Consider the following 22,982-nt stretch of genomic DNA (forward strand, 5'->3'; position numbering starts at 1 on the left):
GATTCGACTAGAGACTGCGCACGAACTCCACCAGAAGTTCACTGACCTCGTCGGCGCGCTCCTGCTGAACGAAGTGCCCCGCACCGTCAAGGAGATGGACTCCGCGCAGGTCCGGCACGGTTTCCTTCATACGCACCAACGCCTTCGGGCCGCTCATTGCGATCACCGGGTCTTCGGCACCCGCGACGAAGAGCGTCGGAACCGCAATGTGGGCGCCGTTCAAATCCTCGCTGCGTTCCCAGTTCGCGTCGTACGCGCGATACCAGTTCAAACCACCAGTGAAACCTGTTGCAGTAAAGGTCTTTACATAGACATCGAAGTCTTCCTCGGTGAGCCACCACCACGGCAACGGCGGAGCCTCCGGAAGTACGTCCAGGTAGCCGTTGCCTTCGGACGGATTCTTCCAGACGTCGAGGTACCGATATCCACCGGAAAGTGCGAAGAAGAGTCGGTGCAAGAACTCGCGAGGGTGAGCGTCGAGTTCTCGCTCGGCCACACCCGGTTCCTGAAAATAGTGAATGTGTAGAAAGTGTTTGGCCGCCATCGACGCGTAGATCACGGAAGGCCGGGCCGGAAATCGATCCGGCGCATACGGCACGGCCAAGGAAACCAGTCCAGCAACACGTTCCGGGTATCGCAACGCCGTAGTCCAGGCAGCAGGAGCTCCGAAATCGTGGCCGACAAACACGGCCTTGTCGATCTCCAACGCGTCGAGAAGCGCAATCATGCGCTCTGCCACAGCATCATTGGTGTAGTCGACGATGTCACTCGGCCGCGTCGTTCCACCGTAGCCAGGCATGTCCAGGGCAATCGCCCGGAACCCGGCATTCGCAAGCGCCGCGGACTGATGCCGGTAGCTGTACCCGAGACCGGGGAAGCCGTGGCACATCACCACAGCTTGCCCCGAACCCGAATCGTCCAGCTGCCAACGGAATCCGTCGACGTCAATCGCCTTCAGGGTCATATCAGCTCTGGATCATGTCTTCCTGGCCCCAGAAGGCGCGCATCGACGTGATCTTCGCGTCGTCGTCGAAAGTCATGACATCAATGGGTGTGATGGTCAGCCGCTTGTCACCCATCTTGGTGATGAGCGAGAAGTGGAAGGCCGCTTCATTTCCCGCGATACGCAGAGCCTCGAGGTGAGCTTCCTGATCAAAATTCTCGATCACGGAATAGAACTCGTGGATCGACTCGCGGGTTGTACGCACATCGGTGCCCACCGGGTCTTCGACCGTGGCACCCTCGGCATACAGGGCGACAACCTCGTCGGCAGTGCCAGTGGCAACCGCGTTCATGTATGCCTCGACGGTCTTACGAATTGCTTCTGCGGACGGTGCCATGAAATACCCCTCGTAGTTAGAACAGGTTCTATTCGTGAGGATAGCGCAGGGGCCACGCCCCTGTGCGCCGTTCAGAGATGCTGATGTGCACGCCTGGCAGGACCGATTACTTCGCGGGCCCGGGCCGGTCTATATATGCAACGCGCCCCGCCCTGGCCTACAACAAGATCAACGAGAGGATCGCCATGACAGCCGCACCGGACACCATGCAACCATTCGACTCCATCATCGGGCGGTGGAGGACATCGGGCACGGTATTGGACGAACACGGACAGCCAGTCGCAGAAATAGACGGCACCGACGAGTACGAGTGGATGCCAGGCGGAATGTGGGTCATCCACAGGGTCGACGTCACGATTGGCGACGATCATGTTCATGCGCTGGAACTCATCGGCGAGCACATCCCGGAGACCAACACGTATGTCATGCGGGCCTTCGACGGATCGGGCTCATTCGGGGCGATGACTGCGCACCCGAACACGGATGGATCATGGACCTTCCTCGGCGATCGCATGCGTAGCACCCTGTGGCCGTCCGAAGACAGGTCATCCATGACGGCACGGTGGGAGCGGCAGATCGACTCGGGAACCTGGCTCCACTGGATGGACATGGGTTTCGCGGCGATTGCCTACTGAGTGCCTCCTGACTGCCTATTGACGTACGGACTGCGACGGTGAAAACTGACCACAAACGTTGTCACTCCAGCATCCTGACGAGATCGACTGACCGATAATAATTTTGGACAAATTGCCCCTGGTCAGGCGATTGCTGCTGCGCTGGAAACCTAGGGAGATCCAGTGCTCACTACGTTCAACAGGTTCAGGTTCAACAGCTTTCGCATTCTCCTAGCCGTTCTGGCTGCCGCCATCGTTGCGACAACGGCCATTACGACTACGGTTGTTACACCGGCTCACGCAGTGCCCACGGGGTCCCAATACCTCGACCTTCCCGAGATCAATCAAGACGGAACCGACGCCGGCGGATTGAATCCCGCACTGCCGCTTGATCGTTCCGAGCTCGAGTCCGCACTGTCGTCAGCCCGTAATTCCGGAGTCGACCCCAGCCGCTATGCAACCCTGCTGCGCCAATACTGGCTTGTCGTCGGGGCGGAGAATGCGAATATCGAACTGGCGAACTGGGATCCCCAGCGCGGACTGGCAGCCAACCGAACCACGATCGACGACGTCTATGTCAACTATCTGCGGATGACCAACGCCCACCCCGAACTGTATTGGGCCGGAATGGCCGGCCTGGCCGGCGTGTCATTCGCTTCCGGTTTCTACGATCTGGGCGATGCGTCCACCATCCTGAGCGTCAACGGCGTCCACCAACTTGCCGACGCGGCCGCCGAGGTAGTCGCAGCCTTCCCTCCGGGAACAACCGGCCCACTGCCATCCGACCTCCAACTCCTGATCACGCAAGGTCCACACACCGATTCCGGAGATATCGATTGGTACGTCAAACGACTCCTCACCATGCAGAAGCACATCTTCATGGATCTGGTTCCGATGCATGAGGCCTATATTGCACTGGGCAGCAAGGGAATCGAGGAGTTCGAACGAGCCGGACTATTCGACGACAACATTTCCCAAGCCTGGAAGAGCATCTCCGAGGGCACTCCGGACAGTCTCGCCGACGCCCTGGTCCGAATGGCATCACGCGAGCAAAATCAGGTGATCGCAGATCAATGGGATGCCACGACACAGGGGCGCGGCAGCATGGGAAGGGTTCTCACCTACGTCACGACCGTCGCCGGAAAGCCTGCCGTGCCAGGAACTCCCGCACCCGGGACCTACGCGCCGATTGAGGTGACCGTCCAGGCGGCGGGAGTGAAGACAGCGGTGACGGCCCCGCTTCCGGCCTTCAACTGGGCGGATCGGGAAGCGCGATGGTCGTTCATTGCCGACGAGTTGGCACCCAGCTATATCACTGCAGTACAACAACATTCACAAGAGACACACGCGATACTCGCGAATCCGTTCACAGAAATGTCGGCGCGGGGACGGCTGATTCCCCGATTGCCTGATCTCCTACATGACCTCACAAGCGGGTGGACGTTGCAGCCGACGGGATAAGCACAGCGCGCCAACCCCGGCGCCGCGTGAAAGGATGCAGGCAAAACGGGGGGACAAAATATGGCCAAGGTAGACAAGTTATGGGAACTCGCACGTCCGCATCACCGCGTCGGGAAACGACGTACTACTCAAGTCGATCACCGATGAGCGAGCCTTCAAGGAATTCGTCTCCGCTGTCCGGGCAAGGATGCGCTAGATACGACTGTGCGCCGTTTCGGTAGTGGGTACTACCGAAACGGCGCACGGGGGCTTTGCCCCTACAGGACGATATTCACCATCTTGCCGGGAACAACGATCACCTTGCGGGGAGCGTTGCCCTCGAGCAGAGCGACGATCTTCTCGTCTGCCAGAGCGATTTCCTCGACAGCCTTGCGATCGGCATCAGCCGGGACGCTGATGCGGCTACGCACCTTGCCGTTGACCTGGATCGGGTACTCGACGGTGTCCTCGACAAGCCACTTCTCTTCGACGGCCGGGAAGGGGCCGTGTGCAAGGGATTCCGCATGTCCGAGGCGCGACCACAGCTCTTCCGCGAGGTGCGGAGCCAGGGGAGCGAGCATCAGCACCAGCGGCTCCACAGCAGCGCGGGGAGCGCCACCCGGGAAGGCCTTGGTGAGGTGGTTGTTGTACTCGATCAACTTGGCAGCAGCCGTGTTGTCGCGCAGCGCCGTGTAATCCTCACTGACACCGGCGATTGCCTTGTTGAGTGCACGCAACGTTGCCTCGTCGGGCGCTTCGTCGGTGACGCGGGCTTTGCCGGTCTCCTCGTCGATGACGACGCGCCACACACGCTGCAGGAAGCGCGCAGCGCCGACGACGTCCTTGGTCGCCCACGGACGCGAGGTGTCCAGCGGACCCATCGACATCTCGTAGACGCGCAGGGTATCGGCACCGTATTCGGCGCAAATCTCGTCCGGCGCAACGGCATTCTTGAGGCTCTTGCCCATCTTGCCGTACTCGCGATTGACCTCGGCGCCCTCGTAGAAGTACTTTCCGTCGCGCTCGACGACCTCTTCGGCCGGCACGTAGACGCCACGGGCATCGGTGTACGCGTAGGCCTGGATGTAGCCCTGGTTGTACAGGCGGCGGTACGGCTCGCTCGAGCTGACGTAGCCCAGATCGAAGAGCACCTTGTGCCAGAAACGCGAGTACAGCAGGTGCAGCACTGCATGCTCGACGCCACCGACGTAGAGATCGACTCCGCCGGGATCATTGGGGCCGTGCAGTTCCGGACGCGGACCGGTCCAGTACGCCTCGTTCTGCGGATCGCAGAACGTGTCCTGGTTGGTGGGGTCGATGTAGCGCAGCTGGTACCACGAGCTGCCGGCCCACTGCGGCATGACGTTGGTGTCGCGGTGGTAGGTCTGCAGTCCGTCGCCGAGATCGAGTTCGACGTTGACCCACTCGGTGGCCTTGTTCAGCGGGGGAGAAGGCTCGGAGTTGGCGTCATCCGCATCGAAGGACACGGGTGCGTAGTCCTCGACCTCCGGAAGCACCACGGGCAGAGCCGAATCCGGCAGGGCGTGCGCATTTCCGGCTGCGTCGTAGACGATCGGGAAAGGCTCGCCCCAGTAACGCTGACGCGCGAAGAGCCAGTCGCGCAGCTTGTACTGGATGGTGCCCTTGCCGTGTCCGGCTTCTTCGAGCTTGCTGATGATGGTTGCCTTGGCCTCGGCAACATCCAGTCCGTCGAGGTAGTCGGAGTTCACCAGAGCGCCGTCGCCTGTGTACGCAGCCTCCGAAACATTGCCACCGGCAATAACTTCGAGAATATCGAGGCCGAATGCCGTCGCAAATTCCCAGTCGCGGTGATCGTGTCCGGGGACAGCCATGATGGCGCCGGTGCCGTAGCCGGTCAGCACATAGTCCGCGATGAAGACGGGCACCTTGTGGCCGTTGACGGGGTTGACCGCGTACGTACCCAGGAAGACGCCGGTCTTTTCCTTGTTTTCCTGACGCTCCAGATCCGTCTTGGCAGCGATGGACTTACGGTATGCAGCAACCGCTTCCACCGGGGTTGCCGCGCCGTTGGTCCAGCGAGCGTCGACACCTTCGGGCCACTCTGCAGTGACCAACTGATCGACCAACTCATGCTCGGGGGCCAGTGTCACGTAGCTCGCACCGAACAGAGTGTCGGGACGCGTCGTGAAGACGTCGATGCCGAATTCACCGGCAGCGAATGTAACTTCGGCACCATAGGAGCGGCCGATCCAGTTGCGCTGCATGGCCTTGACCTTGTCCGGCCAATCCAGGTACTCGAGGTCGTCGACCAGGCGGTCGGAGTAGGCGGTGATCCGCATCATCCACTGCTGGAGGTGCTTGCGGAAGACGGGGAAGTTGCCACGCTCACTGCGGCCGTCACCCGTTACCTCTTCATTGGCCAGCACCGTACCCAGACCAGGGCACCAGTTCACCATCGAATCAGACTGGTAGACAAGGCGGTACGAGTCCAGAACCTTGCCGCGTTCCGCAACGGTCAACGCTGCCCAATCGCGGCCGTCTTCCAAAGCTCGTTCACCCGAAGAGAATTCAGCTTCCAGCTCCGAGATGCGACGTGCCTTACCGGCAGCCTTGTCGTACCAAGCGCCATGGATCTGCAGGAAGATCCACTGCGTCCAATGGTAGAAATCGACATCCGTCGTCGCGAGGCTACGACGCTCGTCGTGCCCCAGACCCAGGCGTCGCAGCTGGCGCTGCATGTTGGCGATGTTCGCTTCGGTCGTCGTACGCGGGTGGGTGCCCGTCTGCACGGCGTACTGCTCGGCCGGCAACCCGAAGGCGTCGTAGCCGAGAGTGTGGAGCACGTTGTGGCCCTGCATGCGGTGGTAGCGCGCGAAGACGTCCGTCGCGATATATCCGAGCGGGTGGCCGACGTGCAGACCCGAACCCGAGGGGTACGGGAACATGTCCTGGACGAAGAGCTTGTCGGCGGGCACGCCCTCGGGGGAGGACAGCGGACCGACCGGATTGGGCGCGTTGAACGTGCCCTCCTCGCTCCAGCGGTCCTGCCAGCGCTGCTCGATCTGGCCGGCAAGCTCCGCGGAGTAGCGGTGCTGCGGGGTGGCGTCGACTGGTGAATCGGGGGACTGCGAAGACTCGGTCACTGTGGTCGCTATCTACTTGGCTGACGTTAAATACCGTTAACCAGGGTAGAGCCTTCACCACCCGGGCATACGGGCAACTCCACACGCACCTATCCTGTATGGGTGGTCATTGTTGCTGTAGTGCTGTTCGTGCTCGCTCTTGCCGTCGGCGGAGTCGCTGTCGCCGGCCTGATCGGCAAGCTCCCGCGTAACCGCTGGGCCGGTGTCCGTACCCCGGACACCCTGCGAAGCGAAGAATCGTTTGCCCTGGCCAACAAGGTCGCCGGCCCCACGATGGCCGCCGCAGCCGGACTGCTCGTCATCGGCGGCATCGCTGCTCTCACGATGAACGTGGCCATGGGTCTCGGCATCGCCCTCGTCGCGGTTGTCGCAGCATTGTTCACTGCCGGTTCCGGTGGAGCCATCGGTGCCCGCGCCGCCGCTGCAATGCCCGAGCCGAGCGGCTGTGGCAACGACTGCAACTGTGGACACACTGACTCTGCCACCGCCGATCAAACGCCAGTAGCCAAGGCGGAAGCGTCTGCCAAGGAAGCTGCATCGGAGTGCGGAGAGTCCTCCTGCGGCGCCTGCTCACTCAAGGGCGCCTGCCTCCCGGCAAAGTGAATTGATTCACGTGAAACATCGCGTGGTCGACCCCGCCGGAGCAATCTTCGGCATCCTGATTCCCGCGTTGTGCGCGTTCGGTGGCGTCGTACTCACAAAAATGTGGGAACACCGCCTACCTGAGAAAATCGCCACGCACTGGACCACCACGTCGCCCGACGGCTTTTCGACGCCCACCGCCAACGCTTGGACCGTCGCACTTCTGACGCTGCTCTTCGGTGGCGGACTCAGCGCAGTTGCGGCTCTGGCGCCGGCGATGCTGATGATGCGGCGCTTCATGCTGGTGACCGGACTCGGCGTCGTCGGATTGATCACCACCGTCAACGTTGCGCTTCTGTACAACCAACTGGACGTCGTTGATCCGTCCACGACCTCACTGCCGTATTGGTCCATCGGTGTGGGCGCATTGATCGGCGGCGCGCTCGGCTACCTGGGCGCCCTCACGCTGCGCGACTACCGCGTCCACGAGCAAGCTTCCGGAAATCCCTCACCTGATCTCCCACGCAGCGATGCTGCACTACCGATCTCCGACGACGTGGGCTTCACCACCAAGGGCTCGGCCATCCTCGCGCTGATCACCCTCGTACCCGGAGTTCTCCTAACCCTGTCCCTGGGTTCGTACTGGTCGCTGTTCATGTTCGCCGCGCTCGCGCTGCTCCTTGTCAGCCTCGTGCGCTTTCGCGCCACGGTGGACGAGAGCGGCATCTCCGTCGTGAACATGGGTATGCGCGCGATGGAGTACGCCGCCGACGAGGTTGTGGACGCCAAAGTCGCGGAGATCAAACCGTTCACCGATTTCGGTGGCTGGGGCCTCAAGAAAAAAGGGCGACGCAACTACGGCATCGTCACCCGCACCGGACCCGCTGTGGTCATCAGCTTCGCAAGTGGCGATCGGCTCACCATCACCACACCGAGAGCCGAGGAGATGGCCGGGGCGCTGAACCGCCTGGCCGACGCCCGAGTTCCCTGACCAACTGGCGGGCTCACGTCATGTTCGACGACGGGCAACATGCGTCGCGACGGGCTTAATTCCTCACGTGACACCACAATTGTCTTTCATGACGACTCTGTCGGTAGCCAGCGCCCGCGCTAACTTCTCGCGCCTCGTCGAAGAAGCCGAACACACCCACGAACGCTTCGAGATCACCAGCAACGGCCGTCGCGCCGCCGAACTTCTCGGCGCCGACGACTACGACGCACTCACGGAAACGATTGCCGTCCTCTCCGATGCGCATCTCATGCGCGAACACCAAGACGGTGCCGACGAGATCGCCGCCGGTCACACAGTCGACGGCAAGGACCTAGCGGCCCTCAGGCGCGACGCCTACCGCACCTGATGACGCTTGGGCTTCAATGCCCGAACAGCACCTCGTTATCCTTAGCCAGGTGAAGTTTCTCAGCAGGTTCTACATCGACGGGTTCATCCTCGGGATCATCGCGGCCGCAGTGCTCGGCAGTGTGTTCCCGGCATCCGGCTCTGCTGAGACAGTGCTCGACTGGGCCACCAAAATCGCCATCGGCTTCCTGTTCCTGCTCTACGGCGCCCGACTCTCCCCGCAGGAAGCGTGGAAGGGCGTCAAACATTGGCGACTGCACAGCGTTGTTCTGGCGTCGACGTTCCTTCTGTTCCCGCTGATCGGCCTCGCGCTGCGGATTCTGACGCCGACGTTGATCAGCGACGAGTTGTACACCGGCATCCTCTACCTGTGCCTGGTTCCGTCGACGGTCCAATCGTCGATCGCCTTCACCTCCATCGCCAAGGGCAACGTGGCGGGCGCGATTGTGAGTGCGTCGTTCTCCAACCTGATCGGTGTTTTCATCACCCCATTGCTGGTGGTTCTACTGATGAACACCACCGGGCAGGCGACGGTCGATTTCTCTTCGATTCTCGACATCGTCGCGCAGCTGTTGGTCCCGTTCATCGTCGGCCAATTGATCCGCCCGCTGGTGATCGGTTGGCTCCAGAAGTACGCGGAGCCGACCAAGATCGTCGACCGCGGATCCATCCTTCTGGTTGTTTTTGCCGCATTCAGCGAAAGCATGAAGGACGGGATCTGGAGCACCATCACGATCTGGCAGATCCTGACTCTGGTGGTGGTGTGCTGCGTGATCCTGGCGGCGGTGTTGGGGGCAACCACCCTTGCCGGCAAGAAGCTCGGCTTCGATCAGGCCGATCGGATAGTCATCATCTTCTGCGGATCGAAGAAATCCTTGGCGACGGGTTTGCCGATGGCTGCGGTGCTCTTTGCCGGGCAGCCAGTGGGCCTGATCGTGTTGCCGCTGATGATCTTCCATCAGATCCAGCTGATCGTGTGTGCCGCGCTGGCGCAACGCTTCGCGAAACGAGATCCGGTCAGCGTCTCCTAGTCAGTTCCGCTCGAGCTCGATGGGGTGACTCGCCAGCATCGCGAACGGCAGCGGTTGGCGTCGCAGCACTCGGGCCCAGACGTCGACGCGCGGGACCGTCAGCACATCCGAGGGCAATGAACTGGTGACCATCCAGTCATTGCGCTCGAGCTCCGAATCAAGCTGTCCCAGAGTCCAACCCGAATATCCGGCAAAGATTCGAATCCCCTCGACCAGAGGAGCAATGACGTCGGGATCGGAGTCAAGATCCACCATGACAACTTTGCCGTCCACGCGGCGCAACCCTTCGATGCCGTCGATCATGGCGCCGTTGCGAGCGGTTCCGAGACAGAGCGCGGAATCCTGCTTGACCGGCCCGCCCACGTACAGCGAAGAAGGGTTAGCGGTGAGCGGCGCCCACTGCGGGAGGACGTTCTGCACGGCCGTCTCACTCGGCCGATTGATCACGACGCCAAGGCTTCCGGCGTCGTTGTGTTCGATCATGTAGATGACGGTGCGACGAAACGCAGGTTCGGTGAGATCGGTGGACGACACCAGCAAACTACCCGGACGAACCTCCGGTTCTATCCAGGCCATTCGATCATCGGGTCCTTCTGCGTGCGGCACAGAAGACATCATCTCACTTCAGCCCGGCGATCTCCGCGAGCAACGTCAGGTGCCGCTCGAAAAGCTCGCCAGGCTCGGCAAACGTGTCGGATCCGTACTGACCGAACACCTCGAAGTTGACGGAACCGAACAGCGCAACCCACACCAGAGTTCCCCGGGCAACTGCATCCAGCGATAGCTCGACGTCCATTTCGATACGAACGCGTTCGAGATCCAACGTCAAGGGTTCTCCGAGTTCGGCGTCCTGCTGCTGCGCCAGAGCCCCCGCCCGATACGCCCCGTCGATGATCGCGATCAATCGAGTGACCACACGGGTACCCGGCCCGGTGGTCTCTTCACCGGGCGCGTTGTAGCCGGGGACCGGACTGCCGAACAGCAACCCGTATCGTGCCGGCTCGCGCACCGCCCAGGCACGCAAAGCTCGACCCAAGGCGAAGAACTGGCCCCGATGATCCTCCGCTGCAACGGCATTCACCGCTGCGTCTACTTCGCTACCAAGCTCGTTGTAGCCGTCCACCACCAGCAACGTCAGCAGTTCGTCGCGACTGGCGACGTACCGGTAGACCGCCGAAGATACGACGCCCAGATCGCGCGCCACTGCCCGTAGCGACAGGGCGGCAGCACCTACCGACGCCAGATGTTCGCGCCCGATCCGAGTGATGTCCTGCAATGTCTGTTCGCGTGCACGCATCCGTGGAGTAGTGGCCTGCTCGCGCGCTCGCATCCGTGGAGTTCCAACCATGAGGACATCATGCCTCAATTCCGAGAGCAGAATCAACAAAAGAGAGCAGTGCTCTTGACATGATTGAAAAGTGGGTCCATCCTTGAAATCGAGAGCAGTGCTCTCACATTCGAAACCCTACTGAGGAGCGCGCCATGACCAGCCTCGAAATCGTTACCGGAGCAGGCCCCGTCGGATCCACCGTCGCACTACAACTCGCTGGTCAGGGCGTCAATGTCCGCCTGCTGACCAGGTCTGGAAGCGGACCCGAGCACCCCCGGATCGAGCGTCGTCGCGTCGACGTCTCGGATCCCGAAGCCCTGTGCACCGCCACAGAAGGCGCCACCGCGATCTACCACTGCATCCACGCCGCCTACAACGCCGCGGACTGGGAACGCGAACTCCCGGCGGCAGAAAAGATCGTTCTCGACGTGGCTGCATCCATCGGCGCTGTGGTCGTGTTCCCGGAAAGCCTCTACTCCTACAACTCGGACACCGTGATGACGGAAGCTGATCCCCGTAGCGCAAACGGAGGCAAGCGCGGAGTCCGCACAGCATTGCTACGCGGCCGGGCAGCGTCGCCGACACCGACAGTGAGTGTGGTCGCCTCCGACTTCTTCGGCCCCTTCGTACGCACCGCCCACGCGGGTGAACGCATGGTTCCAAAAGTCATGGCCGGTAAGAAGATTCGCGTCATAGCGTCCGCCGATCAGCCACATTCCTTCACCTACGTTCCCGATCTTGCGGCCGCGATGATTGCCGCAGCCCACAATCCGGCGCTCTGGAACTCCGTCCTGCATGCACCCACCGGCCACGCGCTCACTCAGCGCACAATTGCCGAGGCCTTTGCACACGCTGCCGGAGCCCCTCCCGCCAAGGTTGGCGTCCTGCCGGCCTGGGTCCTCGACGCCGTCGGCAAAGTCCATACCGACACCCGCGAACTCGCCGAGATGAACTACCAGTTCGCAAAGCCGTTTGTCATGGATTCAAGTGCCAGCGAGGCACTCTTGGGTCTGGAACCGACTCCGCTCGATCAAGCGGCGGGGGAGACCGTCGACTGGTGGCACGCCGAGCAGGCCCGCACTGCAGCAGCCTGAGGGCACGAACTGATCATTCAATGTTCCAAGAGATGGGACTTTCGTTCCCACACGCTGCACAAATCCCTAGTGTCCACGTCACACCAAACAAATCTGACACAAGCGCACTGAGGGGTACCGATGGCCATGCTTCTACGAACAATCACCCTGCCTACCGATCCGGACCAGATCTGGTCTGTGATCAAAGGATTCGACAAACTCGCCTCCTGGCACCCACGCATTCCACCCTCCGAAATGGAGGGAAATACAGACCCGAACACCCCCGGTTCCGTACGTCGATTCATCGTCGACGGCAACGTCGTGGCACGTGAAAAGTTGATCGAGCATGATGATCAGGGTCGAACCTACAGCTACGAGGTACTCGACAAACCAATTCCGGTCGACAATTACATTGCACGCATCGAAGTAGTACCTACCCCTGACGGCTGTGAAGTTCGATGGACCGCTACCTACGACGGAGCCGACGAGATCATCCCGGTCGTGGAAACCGCCTTCGGCGACGGCGTGTACTCGGTTGGCCTCGATGCACTGCGAGACCGGTTCGACCGCCGATAACTCGGTTCCCGCTAGAGTTTCCCTCCATGACCCCAGCCTCGAACCGCCGCGAGGCTTGGCGCCGGACGCTCCACACTCTTCGTGAATCCCCGGGTCTCGGACGGTTGGCTCTCGTCCGCTTCTCGAGTCAGTTCGGCGACGGTTTGTTCCAGGCCGCATTGGGTGGTGCGATCCTGTTCAATCCGGAGCGGGAAACCGATCCGGTGGCCATCGCTGCGGGCTTTGCCGTACTGCTGCTGCCGTATTCGATCATCGGCCCGTTTGCCGGCGCACTTCTGGACCGTTGGGATCGACGACTCGTCCTCCTGTGGGCGAGTGTTCTGCGTGGACTGCTGATTCTGACCGCCGCCGTCCTCCTTGCAACCAGTGGTGGGGAATCTGCACTGTTGTTGTGCGCGTTGGCAGCCATCGGAGTCAGCAGATTTGTCGGCGCCGGTGTCTCGGCAGCCTTACCCAAGGTTGTCCGGCAATCCTGGCTGGTGGCCACCAATTCCGTTCTCACTACAGCAGGTTCAGTGGTGTCAGCACTGGGAGCGGCGACGGCCGTCACCATCATCGGCTTGGTCGGTGCCGGTGATCGGGCCTCGGCAATCGCCGTCGCCTGCGCGGCGGTGGGATCAATCATTGCGGCTTTGGCAGCAGCAAGATTCAGCGCCAGATCACTCGGCCCCACACCATCTGAAACCACAGCATCGGAAACCACAGCATCGGAAACCTCGAACAGTAGCGCCGCCCTCTCGGTCCTGAGCGGCCTGAAAACCGGTGCCACCGCAGTGTGGCAAGCCCCCGGCGTCACCACCACGATGATCGGAATCGGCGCGCACAGAATCTGTTTCGGCATCAACACCCTCATCATGGTGCTGGTATTGCGGGACACATCGAACGGCTCCGGATTGCCCGGCGGGATGGCAGGATTCGGCGTTGCCGTCGGTGCAACCGCCATCGGGATGCTGCTCGCCGCGCTGATCACGCCATTCCTGATACCGCGCATCGGGCGCTCCCGCACCGTGACCTACGCCCTGGCTGCGGCCGCCACGATCCAGCTCGTCTTTGTCACGAGCCTGACGCAGGGATCGCTCCTGATCGCCGCATTCCTGCTCGGCATCGCCGGGCAGTCCGTCAAACTCGCGGGCGATGCCGCCATGCAGATAGACGTCGACGACGACCGTCGTGGTCAGGTATTCGCCTTGCAGGACACCGTCTTCAACATCGCATTCATCGGCGCGATCGCGGCCGGATCGACGGTGATAGCGCCCGACGGCAAGAGCGTCGGATTGGCTGTGGCCGGTGCCGGAATCTATGCCGCGGCGCTGTCAGCCGTCCTGGTCAACCGGCGCGTCCGCGGGGGTTGACGGAGCGGGGGCTGATTCAGCAGGCTCCGACTGCGCAGCCCACCACTTCAACAACTCGGCCTCGGCCACGTCGCGCTCGAGCGGACCGCGGTCCAGACGCAGTTCCTTGAGGAAGCTCCACGCCTTGCCCACCTGCGGGCCGGCCGGGATGTTCAGCAACTCCATGATGGCGTTGCCGTCCAGGTCCGGGCGCACGCGCGCCAAGTCTTCCTGCTCGGCGATGCGGGCGATCCGCTCTTCGATGTCGTCGTAGGTGGCCTGCAACTGGGCGGCCCGACGCTTGTTGCGGGTGGTGCAGTCCGCGCGCACGAGTTTATGCAACTGCTGAATCTGTTCACCGGCATCGGTGACGTAACGCCGCACAGCAGAATCCGTCCACTGCCCCTTGCCGTAGCCATGAAAACGCAAGTGCAGGAACACAAGATGCGAGATGTCGTCGACCATCTGCTTGGAGAATTTGAGTGCACGCAGACGCTTGCGAACCAGCTTGGCGCCGACAACCTCGTGGTGATGGAAGCTGACGCCGCCGGCAGGCTCGTTGCGCTTGGTGTCGGGCTTGCCGATGTCGTGAAGCAGTGCAGCCCAACGCAATACGAGGTCCGGATCACCCTCTTCGAGATCGATCGCTTGCTGCAACACGGTCAGCGAGTGCTGGTAGACGTCCTTGTGCTGGTGGTGCTCGTCGATCTCGAGCTTCATCTGCGGAACCTCAGGCAACACAAACGCAGCCAAACCGGAATCGACCATCACGTTGATTCCGTCCACCGGGTACATGCCCAGCATCAGCTTGTTCAGCTCAGCCTGGACCCGCTCGGCGGTGATCCGCTCGATCTGCGACGCCATTTCCTTGATGGCTTCGAGAACACGATTGTTTAACGTGAAACCAAGCTGCGAGACGAACCGCGCGGCGCGCAGCATCCGCAGCGGATCATCGTTGAACGAGTTCTCGGGAGCCGACGGCGTATCGAGCTCGCCGGCCAGCAGCGCGTCCATACCGTTCAGCGGATCGACGAACGTGAAGGAACCGTCCGCGCCGATCTGCATTGCCATCGCATTGACCGTGAAATCGCGGCGCACCAGATCGTCGGCGAGCGTGCTGCCGTATTGGACGATCGGATTACGCGAGACGCGATCGTAGGCATCCGCCCGGAAGGTCGTGATTTCGATCTCCTGGCCATCCTTGATGGCGCTGATCGTCCCGAAGTCGATTCCGGTGTCCCACTGCTTGTCGACCCAGCCCTTGAGCAGAGCCTGCACCTTCTCCGGGCGCGCATCCGTCGTGAAATCGAGATCACCGCTGAAGCGGCCCAGGATCGTGTCACGAACGCTGCCACCCACCAGATACAGCTCGTGACCGGCGGCGGCGAAGCGCTCGCCCAGCGGATTCAACACATCTGAGAGCGTGCGCAATGTGTCGGAAGCGTCGGCAAGCAGTCGCAGGCGGCGATCGGCATCGGAGGTAGGGGCAGTCACGTCCATGGAGCTTACTTAAGGTGCGCAAATAGAAGAACGCGCATACGAACGCGAGTGGCCGCTTTGCGCGGGTTACCGGTCAACTCATCGATGCCAACTAGTATCGATGAGGTGTCCGGTGCCGAACGAACGAACAGGAGCCGTCGCAACTCGCGACGTCGCCCTGCCGTCGGCAACCCCGAAAGATCTGCGATGCGCACGGTCCGCGAAACTTCGGCCGGCGGATTGGTCGTCGACGGCTGGGGTGGCCCGCCCGAACGCCTGTGCGCTGCACTGATCGGCCGAACCGACCGCCGCGGACGCCTTCTGTGGTCGCTCCCCAAGGGCCACATCGAGCAAGGTGAGACGGCCGAGCAGACGGCCATGCGCGAGGTCGAAGAAGAAACGGGCATTCAGGGAACCGTCCTGGCGCCGTTGGGCAGCATCGACTACTGGTTTGTCACCGAAGGCCGACGCGTCCACAAAACAGTGCACCACTACCTCCTGCGTTTCCTCGGCGGCGAACTTTCCGACGAGGACATCGAGGTCACCGAGGTCGCGTGGGTTCCGCTGTCCGAGCTGCATTCCCGCCTCGCTTATGCGGATGAACGGAAACTGGCCGAGCTCGCCTCGCAGATGATCGCAGAAATGCCCCGACCTGCTGGAATGCCGCTCACCACCGACACTCCCCGCACCGCCGCGATACCAACGCACCCGAAGGAACCGGACGCCGGATGAGAATGGCTTTACGGCGAGCGGGTGTTGCCGCTCTGGTGATGGCCGCTGTTGGTTTGACGGGCAGTGCCGGTGTGGGTCCCGCAACCCCCGCCCCGGCCGGTGCGCTTCCAATAGAGACCGGCTCGCACACCAAAGCTCCCCGTACCAGCACCGACGGCAAGTTCCTGGAACTCTCCATCCAGTCCACCTCGCCCAGCACCATCACCACGACCAGTGCTCCCACTGTGGTCGTGCGGGGCACCGTCAAGAATGTCGGCGACCGGCCCGTCGAAGATGTCGGCGTCCGATTGCAACGTGCGCCGGCCATCGACAATGCAGCCGACGTGCGCGGCGCACTCGAATTCGATCAGGCCATCTTCGATACGGTCGGCGAATTCGATACCGTCGCCACCAGCCTCGACAAGGGTGAATCCCGGCCGTTCACGCTGTCACTCCCGCTACGCTCCGCCACGGAACTCTCCCTCGACATCACCGAACCCGGCGTCTACCCGATGCTCGTCAACGTCAACGGCACCCCCGAATACGGCGGCGCGGCCAGGCTCGACGACGCACGATTCCTCCTCCCGGTTCTCGGAGTACCGGCTGTGTCCGGCGCAACGACAACATCCGAATCGACCAGCGCTTCCACCGCAGTTGTCCCTCCCGACACCTCGGCCCCGGTCGGCGTGACGATGATGTGGCCTCTCGCCGACGCACCGAAACTCGTCGGCGGAATCCCCGGATCGATCAACGACCCCATCCGTCTCATCGACGACGACCTTGCCACCGAACTTTCCGACGGCGGACGCCTCGACGCGCTTGTCGACGCCGTCGAATCTGCGACCAAACCCGAAAACGACGCCGACGGCAAGGTCACGGATTCCCTCTGCCTCGCCATCGATCCCGACCTGCTGATCACCGTCGAGAACATGACGCGCGGATACCTCGTCGTCGACAATGCCGGAATCCCCGCCGGTGATACCCATGAAGGCCGCGGACGGGATGCGGCCGGCAACTGGCTGCAAAGAGTCAAGACTTTGGCAGCGTCGATGTGCACGACGTCCGTTCCTTTTGCGCAGGCCGATCTCGCCGCGGTCGGTACCGTCGCAAATCCTGAATTGACGGCGACGGCCATCGATCGCCCCGCCGACATCCTCGACAACATCCTCGGTGTGACCTCGGTTCGGAACTTCGTGTGGCCGGATTCGGGAGTCCTCGATTCCGTCACCGTCGACACTCTCAACGCCCACCCCACCACCGCCCTGGTGGCAGCGTCATCTGTGGATTCGAGCCGCGCACAACTCTCCTCACGCATCACCGAGACCGTCAGCGCACTCGCTTTCGACACCGGAGCGGCCGCAGCCCTCGCCGCGACCGGATCCAACCCGTCGACGCCGTCGTACATCGACCAGGACACGGCGCCGCAACTCGCATCCGAATCCCGGGTTGCCCGACGTCAGGATGCGCTGGGCGCACTAGCCTGGTCCGCATTGACTCCCACCGCCCGGCCGCGCAATCAGATCCTGGCGCCGCCGCAGCTCTGGAGCGCCGACGCCGACGACGCCACCGCAGTGCTGTCGATGCTGTCGACACTCATCCGTTCAGGCCTGGCCACACCGCAGTCCCTGCCCGCGCTGCTCGGACGGCAACCCGGCACCACCGATGCCGCGACGCTCGAATACCCGGAACGGGCAACCGAGGACGGTCCGCAGACATCGGTCATCGACACTGCGCGGACACAATTGCCCCGCATCGACGCTCTCGAATCGACCCTCGTGGACGATCCCGGACTTCCGTTGACGCCGCGGCGGTTCACGGCGCCGCTTCGTGAGGATCTGCTGCGCGCGATGAGTTCGGCCAATCGACGCGACGCCAGTGCCACCGCCGTCCGAAATGCCGAACGAGCAGCGAGCATCCGCGCAGCCAACGTGACGGGCACCGTCGACAACCTCTACCGAGCAGTCACCGTCGTATCTCCGGGAGGCGTCTACACACTGGCGTCCGGTCAAGCTCCGTTGCTGCTCGTAGCTCGCAACGAACTGCCGATCGCGATCAACGTCAACCTCCGAGTGGATGCTCCGCCGGAGATGAAAATCAGTGATATCGGTCCCAAACAGTTGCCGCCACGCGGTAGCCGACAATTGACTGTGCCTGCGGAAATGAACGATTCCCGCAAGTTGGTCGTCAACTTCTCCCTCACGACAACTGACGGACGCCAATTGGGTGTGCCGACCAGCGTGACCGTACGGTCGAATGCGTACGGTCGTCCGCTGGCCGCTCTGACCGCAACTGCGGGGGGTTTGCTGTTGTTTTTGGCGGGTAGGCGGCTGTGGCATCGATTCAGGGGTCAGCCGGACCCAGCAGATGAAGGGTACGAACAGCGATGACCGGGAATCCGCCGCAAGGCCCTCGGTCCGGGATCACGCGCAAGAGCGCCGCGACCGGATCGCATCCACGCATGCCACCGTGGGAACGCGGCTACCCGATTCAGCCGGTCAACCCGGACGCTCGTTTCGACGACGCGCCCACCATGACCATTCCGGTGATTCGCGACTATCCGCGTTATCGCGAAGCGGAAATGGAGCTGGCGAATCGGCCCGTCTCGGAATCCGGTGACGTCGATCCCGACTCGCACGTGATGGCCGGCGACCGCAAGGAAACCAACTCCCGACTCCTTGCCGCAACCGGTTCGATTGCCATCGCAACGTTGACGAGCCGAATCACCGGCTTCGCGAAACAGCTCATGGTCCTGATGGTTCTGGGGCCGGCGATCGCCAGCTCCTTCACCATCGCCAGCCAGATTCCGAACATGATCGCGGAACTGGTTCTCGGCGCCGTCCTGACCGCGATCGTCGTACCCGTGCTGGTCCGCGCAGAACGTGAAGACCCGGACAACGGCGAAGCATTTGTTCGACGACTCTTCACCGCGGCACTGGTGCTGCTCGGCGTTGCCGCGCTCCTCGCCACCCTCGCAGCACCGATACTCACGAGATACGTCTTCCTGTCTCCGGACGGCAAGGTCAATACCGATCTGACGACAGCTCTGTCGTACCTCTTGTTGCCGGCGATTCTGTTCTACGGACTGTCCGCGCTGTTCACAGCGTTCCTGAACACCCGTCAGATCTTCAAACCCGGCGCCTGGGCGCCAGTGCTCAACAATGTGATCGTCCTTGTCGTGTTCGTGGTCTTCTACCTGACCCCCGGCGAGATCTCGCTGAACCCGGTCTCGATGAGCGACCCCAAGCTGCTGACCCTGGGCCTCGGTATCACCGCCGGTGTCATCGCTCAGGCCGCCAGCCTGATCCCCGCGCTACGACGCGAGAAGATCTCCCTCAAGCCACTCTGGGGACTCGACGATCGCCTCCGCCAGTTCGGCGGCATGGCAGTCGCCATCATCTTGTACGTGCTGATCAGCCAGATGGGCATGATCTTCGCGACCCGCATCTCCTCACACGTCGACGAGGCCGGCCCGGCCATCTACAGCCAGGCGTGGTTGTTGCTCCAGCTTCCGTACGGCGTCCTCGGCGTGACGGTGCTGACGGCGATCATGCCCCGGCTGAGCCGCAACGCCGCAGCCGACGACACCCCCGCAGTTGTCGACGATCTTTCCGTCGCGACGCGACTGACCATGATCACGCTGGTCCCGATCATCATGTTCCTGACGTTCATGGGACCGCAGGTCGGTGAAGCCCTCTACGGTTACGGCCGGTTCGGTACCGAGCAGGCCGAGCGTCTCGGCACCGCCGTGAGCTGGTCGGCCTTCACCCTCATTCCCTACGCACTGGTGCTGATCCAGCTTCGCGTCTTCTACGCCCGGGAACAGGCGTGGACACCGACGTGGATCGTTCTCGGCATCACCGCCGTCAAGGTCGCACTCTCCGCCCTCGTCCCGCTGGTCGCGTCCAACACCGACCAGGTCGTGATCCTGCTCGGCGCCGCCAACGGAATCGGATACATCACCGGAGCCGCCATCGGTGGCTACCTGCTGCACCGCAGCCTCGGCGACCTGAAGATGGCCAACGTCGGTAAAACCGTGTGGTCCGTCGTACTCGCTTCATTGGCCGGCTCCCTGACGATGCTGGCCGTCGACCGGGTACTCGGATTCGACAAACTCACCGAACGATTCGGCGGACCCGGATCGTTTGTTCGCGTAGCTGTCGGCGGCATCCTCATGCTCGCCATCACCTTCACGATTCTGTACTTCAAGAAAATCCCGGAAGTTCTTTCCGTAACGGTTGCCGTCTCCCGGAAGATTCGTTCTGTGTTGGGTCGCCCCGAACCGACACAGAAATCGCACGCAATTCCGGACGAAGACAACTCGGGCAAAAATTTCGACGACGCCGCAACCGTTCTGATTCCTGCAATCAGAACGGAATCAAACGCGTACGAACAGCCAGGTGCGCTGCCGTACCCTGGTGCTGGAACCACCCCTGGACCTGGAATAACAGGGTCACGACCCACAGAACGCCGGGGATGGTCAACCGAAAGTGAAGGAGCGAGGGTGAGCAACGACAAGGTCTCCGACGACAAGAGCGCCGGAACTTCTGCCGTGAAGGCGTCCAAGCCGGCCTCGGCTGCAGAACCCAAGGCAGCTAAACCTGAGACGGCTGCGCCAAATGCAGTGGCACCTCGGGCTGCGGCTCCTCGGACGGCTGCGCCAAAGGGGGACCCTTCCAAGGCGGCAGCATCTCAGGCTGTGCCACCGAAAGCTGTGCCGGCTTCCGCGTCCCCTTCTTCGACACCCCCGGCCAACGTGCCCCCGGCCAACGTGCCCCCGGCCTCGGCACCCCGGTCGATGCCGCGCGGACCGAAACTCATTCCCGGTGCCTCTGTCGCGGGCGGACGCTACCGACTACTGGCACCCCACGGCGGAACCCGTGGACTGCAGTTCTGGGAAGCCCTCGACGTCAAACTCGATCGCGAAGTAGCACTGACGTTCGTCGACGCGGAACAACGCGGCGACGACAACCCTCAGTCGGGTCCGCAGGCCGTGCTCTCGCGCACATTGCGCCTGGGCCGCATCAATTCTCCGGGTCTCGCGCGAGTCCTCGACGTCGTCCGCGGAAGCTCGGGAGGCATCGTCGTCGCTGAATGGACGCCGGGCCGATCACTACGCGAAATGGCCGAAACGACGCCGTCGCCGATCGGTGCCGCACGCGCAGTTCGCAGCCTCGCATCCGCCGCCGAGGCAGCTCACCGCACCGGTGGCGCACTGTCCATCGATCACCCTGATCGGGTGCGCATCAGCATCAACGGCGACGCCGTACTCGCTTTCCCCGCAACGCTTGCCGAAGCAGATTCCACCAGCGACGTTCGCGGTCTCGGAGCCATGCTCTACGCCCTGATCACAGCTCGCTGGCCCCTCGCGGAACCGTCGGCCGGGCCTGTCGGCGGGTTGCTGCCGGCTGGTCGCGATGCTGCCGGACGCCCGATCGAGGTACGCGTCATCCGCCCCGAGGTGCCGTTCGACATCTCGGCTGTCGCAACGCGGGCATTGCAGTCGGAGAGCGGAATCCGTACTGCCGCAACGGTGCAACACATTCTCGATCAGGCATCTGTTGTCAATGACAAGACGGAGATGATTCCGGCTCTGCGTCTGGGGCATCGCGATCCGGGCATGTCCGGACACGCCTTGACAGACCCCGAGGCAATTGAAGCCGAGAAGAAGAAGTCGACGCGGATGCTTGCCGCGTTGACCGCGCTCGGCGTCTTCACGGTCATCGTGTTGATCCTGCTCGGCGTGTGGGTTGCCAGCTTCCTCTCGGGCAGCAGTAACGACACTCCACTGAGTGAACAGAGCTTCGGCTTGACCTCGGAAGCTTCTGCGCCCGAGACGACTTCATCACCTGCTCCCATTGTCGCCACCCTGCCCGTGAACGCCTCTCGCGTAACCGTGTTCTCGCCTCAAGGCACCCCGGATCAACCGGCTACCGCCAAGAACGTCATCGACGGTAACCCTGCCACCGAGTGGTCCACGGACTCGTACTTCCAACCCTTCCCGTCGCTCAAGAACGGCGTCGGCCTCATGCTGACTCTCGCTGATCCCGCGGCGCTGAAGAACGTTTCGATTACATCCGATTCGCCCGGTACGGTCGTCGAAATCCGTTCTGCCCCTTCTGCTGACACGACATTGGATCAGACGAAGGAAATCGGATCCGGAGTCTTGAAGAGCGGCGTCACCGAAATTCCGGTCACCAGCGACAGCGCCGGACAGTACGTGCTGATCTGGATCACCAAGCTCAGTACACAATCCGGACAGAACCAAACATCCATCTCAGACATAACGTTCACTGCTGCCCGCTAACACGCCCCTGACCCCTCGAAAGCCCCTCCGCTGGGCTAACATCCGCCCGTGCACACTTATCGGGGGGGCACCGGGGGCGGGGCTACGGATTTCGAATTACTGACAGCACATGTGGCGGGCGATCCACATGCTTTCCGTGAACTGCTGACCCGGCATCAGGATCATCTATGGCACGTCGCCCGACGTACCAGTTATTCGGACGAGGACGCGGCGGACGCACTCCAGGAGGGATTACTCTCCGCGCATCGCAACGCTTCCAAGTTTCGTCGGGACGCGGCGGTACGGAGTTGGCTGCACGCAATTGTCGTCAATGCATGCCTGGACCGGATACGACGAAACAAGTCTCGCCAGGCGCTGTCATTGTCGGCCGACAACGTCGAGGAACCACGGGACCCCCGCGACGATGTCGAAGCGGTGGACATAAGCATGACCGTCGAAGCAGCATTGGCCGCACTGCCTCCTGAGCAGCGCGCTGCCGTCGTCGCTGTGGACATGGAGGGTTATCCCGTGGCCGAGGCCGCACTGCGTCTGGGAATTCCTGTCGGGACCGTGAAGAGTCGCTGCGCTCGTGCCCGGAAGCGTCTTGCGGGAGAATTGGCCCAGTTCGGCGACACCGGGAACCGATCGTGATGCCACCGCGTCCTATCTTGTGAGCGCAATAGTGGGCGCTGCCGCCAAGGAAGGGGAAG

19 protein-coding genes are annotated in these 22,982 nt (G+C 62.4%); 13 read left to right on the forward strand and 6 right to left on the reverse strand.

Annotated elements, in window-relative coordinates; genetic code table 11:
- Nucleotides 1-7: 7 nt before the first annotated feature.
- Both BDB13_RS04340 and BDB13_RS04345 read right to left on the reverse strand, forming a co-directional pair.
- Nucleotides 8-964: an alpha/beta fold hydrolase gene (locus BDB13_RS04340; protein ID WP_094270557.1), complete on the reverse strand. Its 957-nt coding sequence runs from the start codon at nt 962-964 to the stop codon at nt 8-10.
- Between the two features lies 1 nt (nt 965).
- Complete coding sequence (locus tag BDB13_RS04345; RefSeq protein WP_094270558.1) at nt 966-1,340, reverse strand: nuclear transport factor 2 family protein; 375 nt, start codon at nt 1,338-1,340, stop codon at nt 966-968.
- Between the two features lie 185 nt (nt 1,341-1,525).
- Here BDB13_RS04345 and BDB13_RS04350 point away from each other — a divergent pair, with 185 nt between their 5' ends.
- Both BDB13_RS04350 and BDB13_RS04355 read left to right on the forward strand, forming a co-directional pair.
- Entirely contained in the window at nt 1,526-1,975 is a 450-nt protein-coding gene (locus tag BDB13_RS04350) for a DUF1579 family protein (protein WP_094270559.1), read from the forward strand.
- 162 nt (nt 1,976-2,137) lie between these two features.
- Nucleotides 2,138-3,415, forward strand: a complete 1,278-nt coding sequence (locus BDB13_RS04355; RefSeq protein ID WP_094270560.1) for a hypothetical protein — start codon at nt 2,138-2,140, stop codon at nt 3,413-3,415.
- Nucleotides 3,416-3,672: 257 nt separating this feature from the next.
- On the opposite strand, the gene leuS is transcribed toward BDB13_RS04355, so the two are convergent.
- On the reverse strand, nt 3,673-6,519 hold the full coding sequence (gene leuS, locus BDB13_RS04360; RefSeq protein ID WP_094270561.1) for a leucine--tRNA ligase: 2,847 nt from the start codon (nt 6,517-6,519) through the stop codon (nt 3,673-3,675).
- A gap of 102 nt (nt 6,520-6,621) precedes the next feature.
- Here leuS and BDB13_RS04365 point away from each other — a divergent pair, with 102 nt between their 5' ends.
- The 4 genes from BDB13_RS04365 (at nt 6,622) to BDB13_RS04380 (ending at nt 9,489) form a co-directional block, all read left to right on the forward strand.
- On the forward strand, nt 6,622-7,122 hold the full coding sequence (locus BDB13_RS04365; RefSeq protein ID WP_094270562.1) for an SdpI family protein: 501 nt from the start codon (nt 6,622-6,624) through the stop codon (nt 7,120-7,122).
- Between the two features lie 10 nt (nt 7,123-7,132).
- Nucleotides 7,133-8,092 carry a DUF1648 domain-containing protein gene (locus tag BDB13_RS04370; RefSeq protein WP_254922708.1) on the forward strand — a complete coding sequence of 320 codons (960 nt, stop codon included), beginning with the start codon at nt 7,133-7,135 and terminating at the stop codon, nt 8,090-8,092.
- Nucleotides 8,093-8,180: 88 nt separating this feature from the next.
- Nucleotides 8,181-8,459, forward strand: a complete 279-nt coding sequence (locus BDB13_RS04375; protein ID WP_094270564.1) for a type II toxin-antitoxin system Phd/YefM family antitoxin — start codon at nt 8,181-8,183, stop codon at nt 8,457-8,459.
- Between the two features lie 49 nt (nt 8,460-8,508).
- Nucleotides 8,509-9,489, forward strand: coding sequence for a bile acid:sodium symporter family protein (locus BDB13_RS04380; protein ID WP_094270565.1), 981 nt, complete (start codon nt 8,509-8,511; stop codon nt 9,487-9,489).
- On the opposite strand, the gene BDB13_RS04385 is transcribed toward BDB13_RS04380, so the two are convergent.
- Both BDB13_RS04385 and BDB13_RS04390 read right to left on the reverse strand, forming a co-directional pair.
- Nucleotides 9,490-10,095 carry a YqgE/AlgH family protein gene (locus BDB13_RS04385; RefSeq protein WP_094274671.1) on the reverse strand — a complete coding sequence of 202 codons (606 nt, stop codon included), beginning with the start codon at nt 10,093-10,095 and terminating at the stop codon, nt 9,490-9,492.
- Nucleotides 10,096-10,108: 13 nt separating this feature from the next.
- A complete protein-coding gene (locus BDB13_RS04390) occupies nt 10,109-10,837 on the reverse strand; it encodes a TetR/AcrR family transcriptional regulator (RefSeq protein ID WP_254922709.1) in 729 nt (242 codons plus the stop codon).
- A gap of 134 nt (nt 10,838-10,971) precedes the next feature.
- Between BDB13_RS04390 and BDB13_RS04395 the strand changes: the two genes are divergently transcribed.
- From BDB13_RS04395 to BDB13_RS04405, 3 genes are all read left to right on the forward strand, one after another.
- A complete protein-coding gene (locus BDB13_RS04395; protein ID WP_094270567.1) occupies nt 10,972-11,913 on the forward strand; it encodes an NAD-dependent epimerase/dehydratase family protein in 942 nt (313 codons plus the stop codon).
- A gap of 120 nt (nt 11,914-12,033) precedes the next feature.
- Nucleotides 12,034-12,468, forward strand: coding sequence for an SRPBCC family protein (locus BDB13_RS04400; protein WP_094270568.1), 435 nt, complete (start codon nt 12,034-12,036; stop codon nt 12,466-12,468).
- 26 nt (nt 12,469-12,494) lie between these two features.
- On the forward strand, nt 12,495-13,820 hold the full coding sequence (locus BDB13_RS04405; RefSeq protein ID WP_094270569.1) for an MFS transporter: 1,326 nt from the start codon (nt 12,495-12,497) through the stop codon (nt 13,818-13,820).
- On the opposite strand, the gene BDB13_RS04410 is transcribed toward BDB13_RS04405, so the two are convergent.
- Nucleotides 13,782-15,293 (reverse strand): CCA tRNA nucleotidyltransferase, encoded by a 1,512-nt coding sequence (locus BDB13_RS04410; protein ID WP_094274672.1) that lies wholly within the window; start codon nt 15,291-15,293, stop codon nt 13,782-13,784. The two genes, BDB13_RS04405 and BDB13_RS04410, sit on opposite strands and share 39 nt — an antisense overlap.
- Before the next feature lie 192 nt (nt 15,294-15,485).
- Between BDB13_RS04410 and BDB13_RS04415 the strand changes: the two genes are divergently transcribed.
- Genes BDB13_RS04415 through sigM form a run of 4 tightly spaced genes read left to right on the forward strand, consistent with a single transcriptional unit; the run spans nt 15,486 to nt 22,923 of the window.
- Nucleotides 15,486-16,010 (forward strand): NUDIX hydrolase, encoded by a 525-nt coding sequence (locus BDB13_RS04415; RefSeq protein WP_441347174.1) that lies wholly within the window; start codon nt 15,486-15,488, stop codon nt 16,008-16,010.
- Entirely contained in the window at nt 16,007-18,376 is a 2,370-nt protein-coding gene (locus BDB13_RS04420; RefSeq protein WP_094270570.1) for a glycoprotein, read from the forward strand. The genes BDB13_RS04415 and BDB13_RS04420 overlap by 4 nt, the downstream gene beginning before the upstream one ends.
- Entirely contained in the window at nt 18,373-22,293 is a 3,921-nt protein-coding gene (locus BDB13_RS04425; RefSeq protein ID WP_094270571.1) for a murein biosynthesis integral membrane protein MurJ, read from the forward strand. The genes BDB13_RS04420 and BDB13_RS04425 overlap by 4 nt, the downstream gene beginning before the upstream one ends.
- Before the next feature lie 48 nt (nt 22,294-22,341).
- The gene (sigM, locus tag BDB13_RS04430) at nt 22,342-22,923 is read left to right on the forward strand and encodes an RNA polymerase sigma factor SigM (protein ID WP_094270572.1); all 582 of its coding nucleotides are present in this window, start codon (nt 22,342-22,344) and stop codon (nt 22,921-22,923) included.
- Nucleotides 22,924-22,982: the final 59 nt, after the last annotated feature.

Source organism: Rhodococcus sp. OK302 (assembly GCF_002245895.1).
GTDB lineage: Bacteria > Actinomycetota > Actinomycetes > Mycobacteriales > Mycobacteriaceae > Rhodococcus_F.

Bases quoted from the DNA above. Each gene is read 5' to 3' on its own strand.
- BDB13_RS04340 (WP_094270557.1), bottom strand. From the start codon at position 964: ATGACCCTGAAGGCGATTGACGTCGACGGATTCCGTTGGCAGCTGGAC.
- BDB13_RS04345 (WP_094270558.1), bottom strand. From the start codon at position 1,340: ATGGCACCGTCCGCAGAAGCAATTCGTAAGACCGTCGAGGCATACATG.
- BDB13_RS04350 (WP_094270559.1), top strand. From the start codon at position 1,526: ATGACAGCCGCACCGGACACCATGCAACCATTCGACTCCATCATCGGG.
- BDB13_RS04375 (WP_094270564.1), top strand. From the start codon at position 8,181: ATGACGACTCTGTCGGTAGCCAGCGCCCGCGCTAACTTCTCGCGCCTC.
- BDB13_RS04390 (WP_254922709.1), bottom strand. From the start codon at position 10,837: ATGGTTGGAACTCCACGGATGCGAGCGCGCGAGCAGGCCACTACTCCA.
- BDB13_RS04395 (WP_094270567.1), top strand. From the start codon at position 10,972: ATGACCAGCCTCGAAATCGTTACCGGAGCAGGCCCCGTCGGATCCACC.
- BDB13_RS04400 (WP_094270568.1), top strand. From the start codon at position 12,034: ATGGCCATGCTTCTACGAACAATCACCCTGCCTACCGATCCGGACCAG.
- BDB13_RS04405 (WP_094270569.1), top strand. From the start codon at position 12,495: ATGACCCCAGCCTCGAACCGCCGCGAGGCTTGGCGCCGGACGCTCCAC.
- BDB13_RS04415 (WP_441347174.1), top strand. From the start codon at position 15,486: ATGCGCACGGTCCGCGAAACTTCGGCCGGCGGATTGGTCGTCGACGGC.
- BDB13_RS04420 (WP_094270570.1), top strand. From the start codon at position 16,007: ATGAGAATGGCTTTACGGCGAGCGGGTGTTGCCGCTCTGGTGATGGCC.
- BDB13_RS04425 (WP_094270571.1), top strand. From the start codon at position 18,373: ATGACCGGGAATCCGCCGCAAGGCCCTCGGTCCGGGATCACGCGCAAG.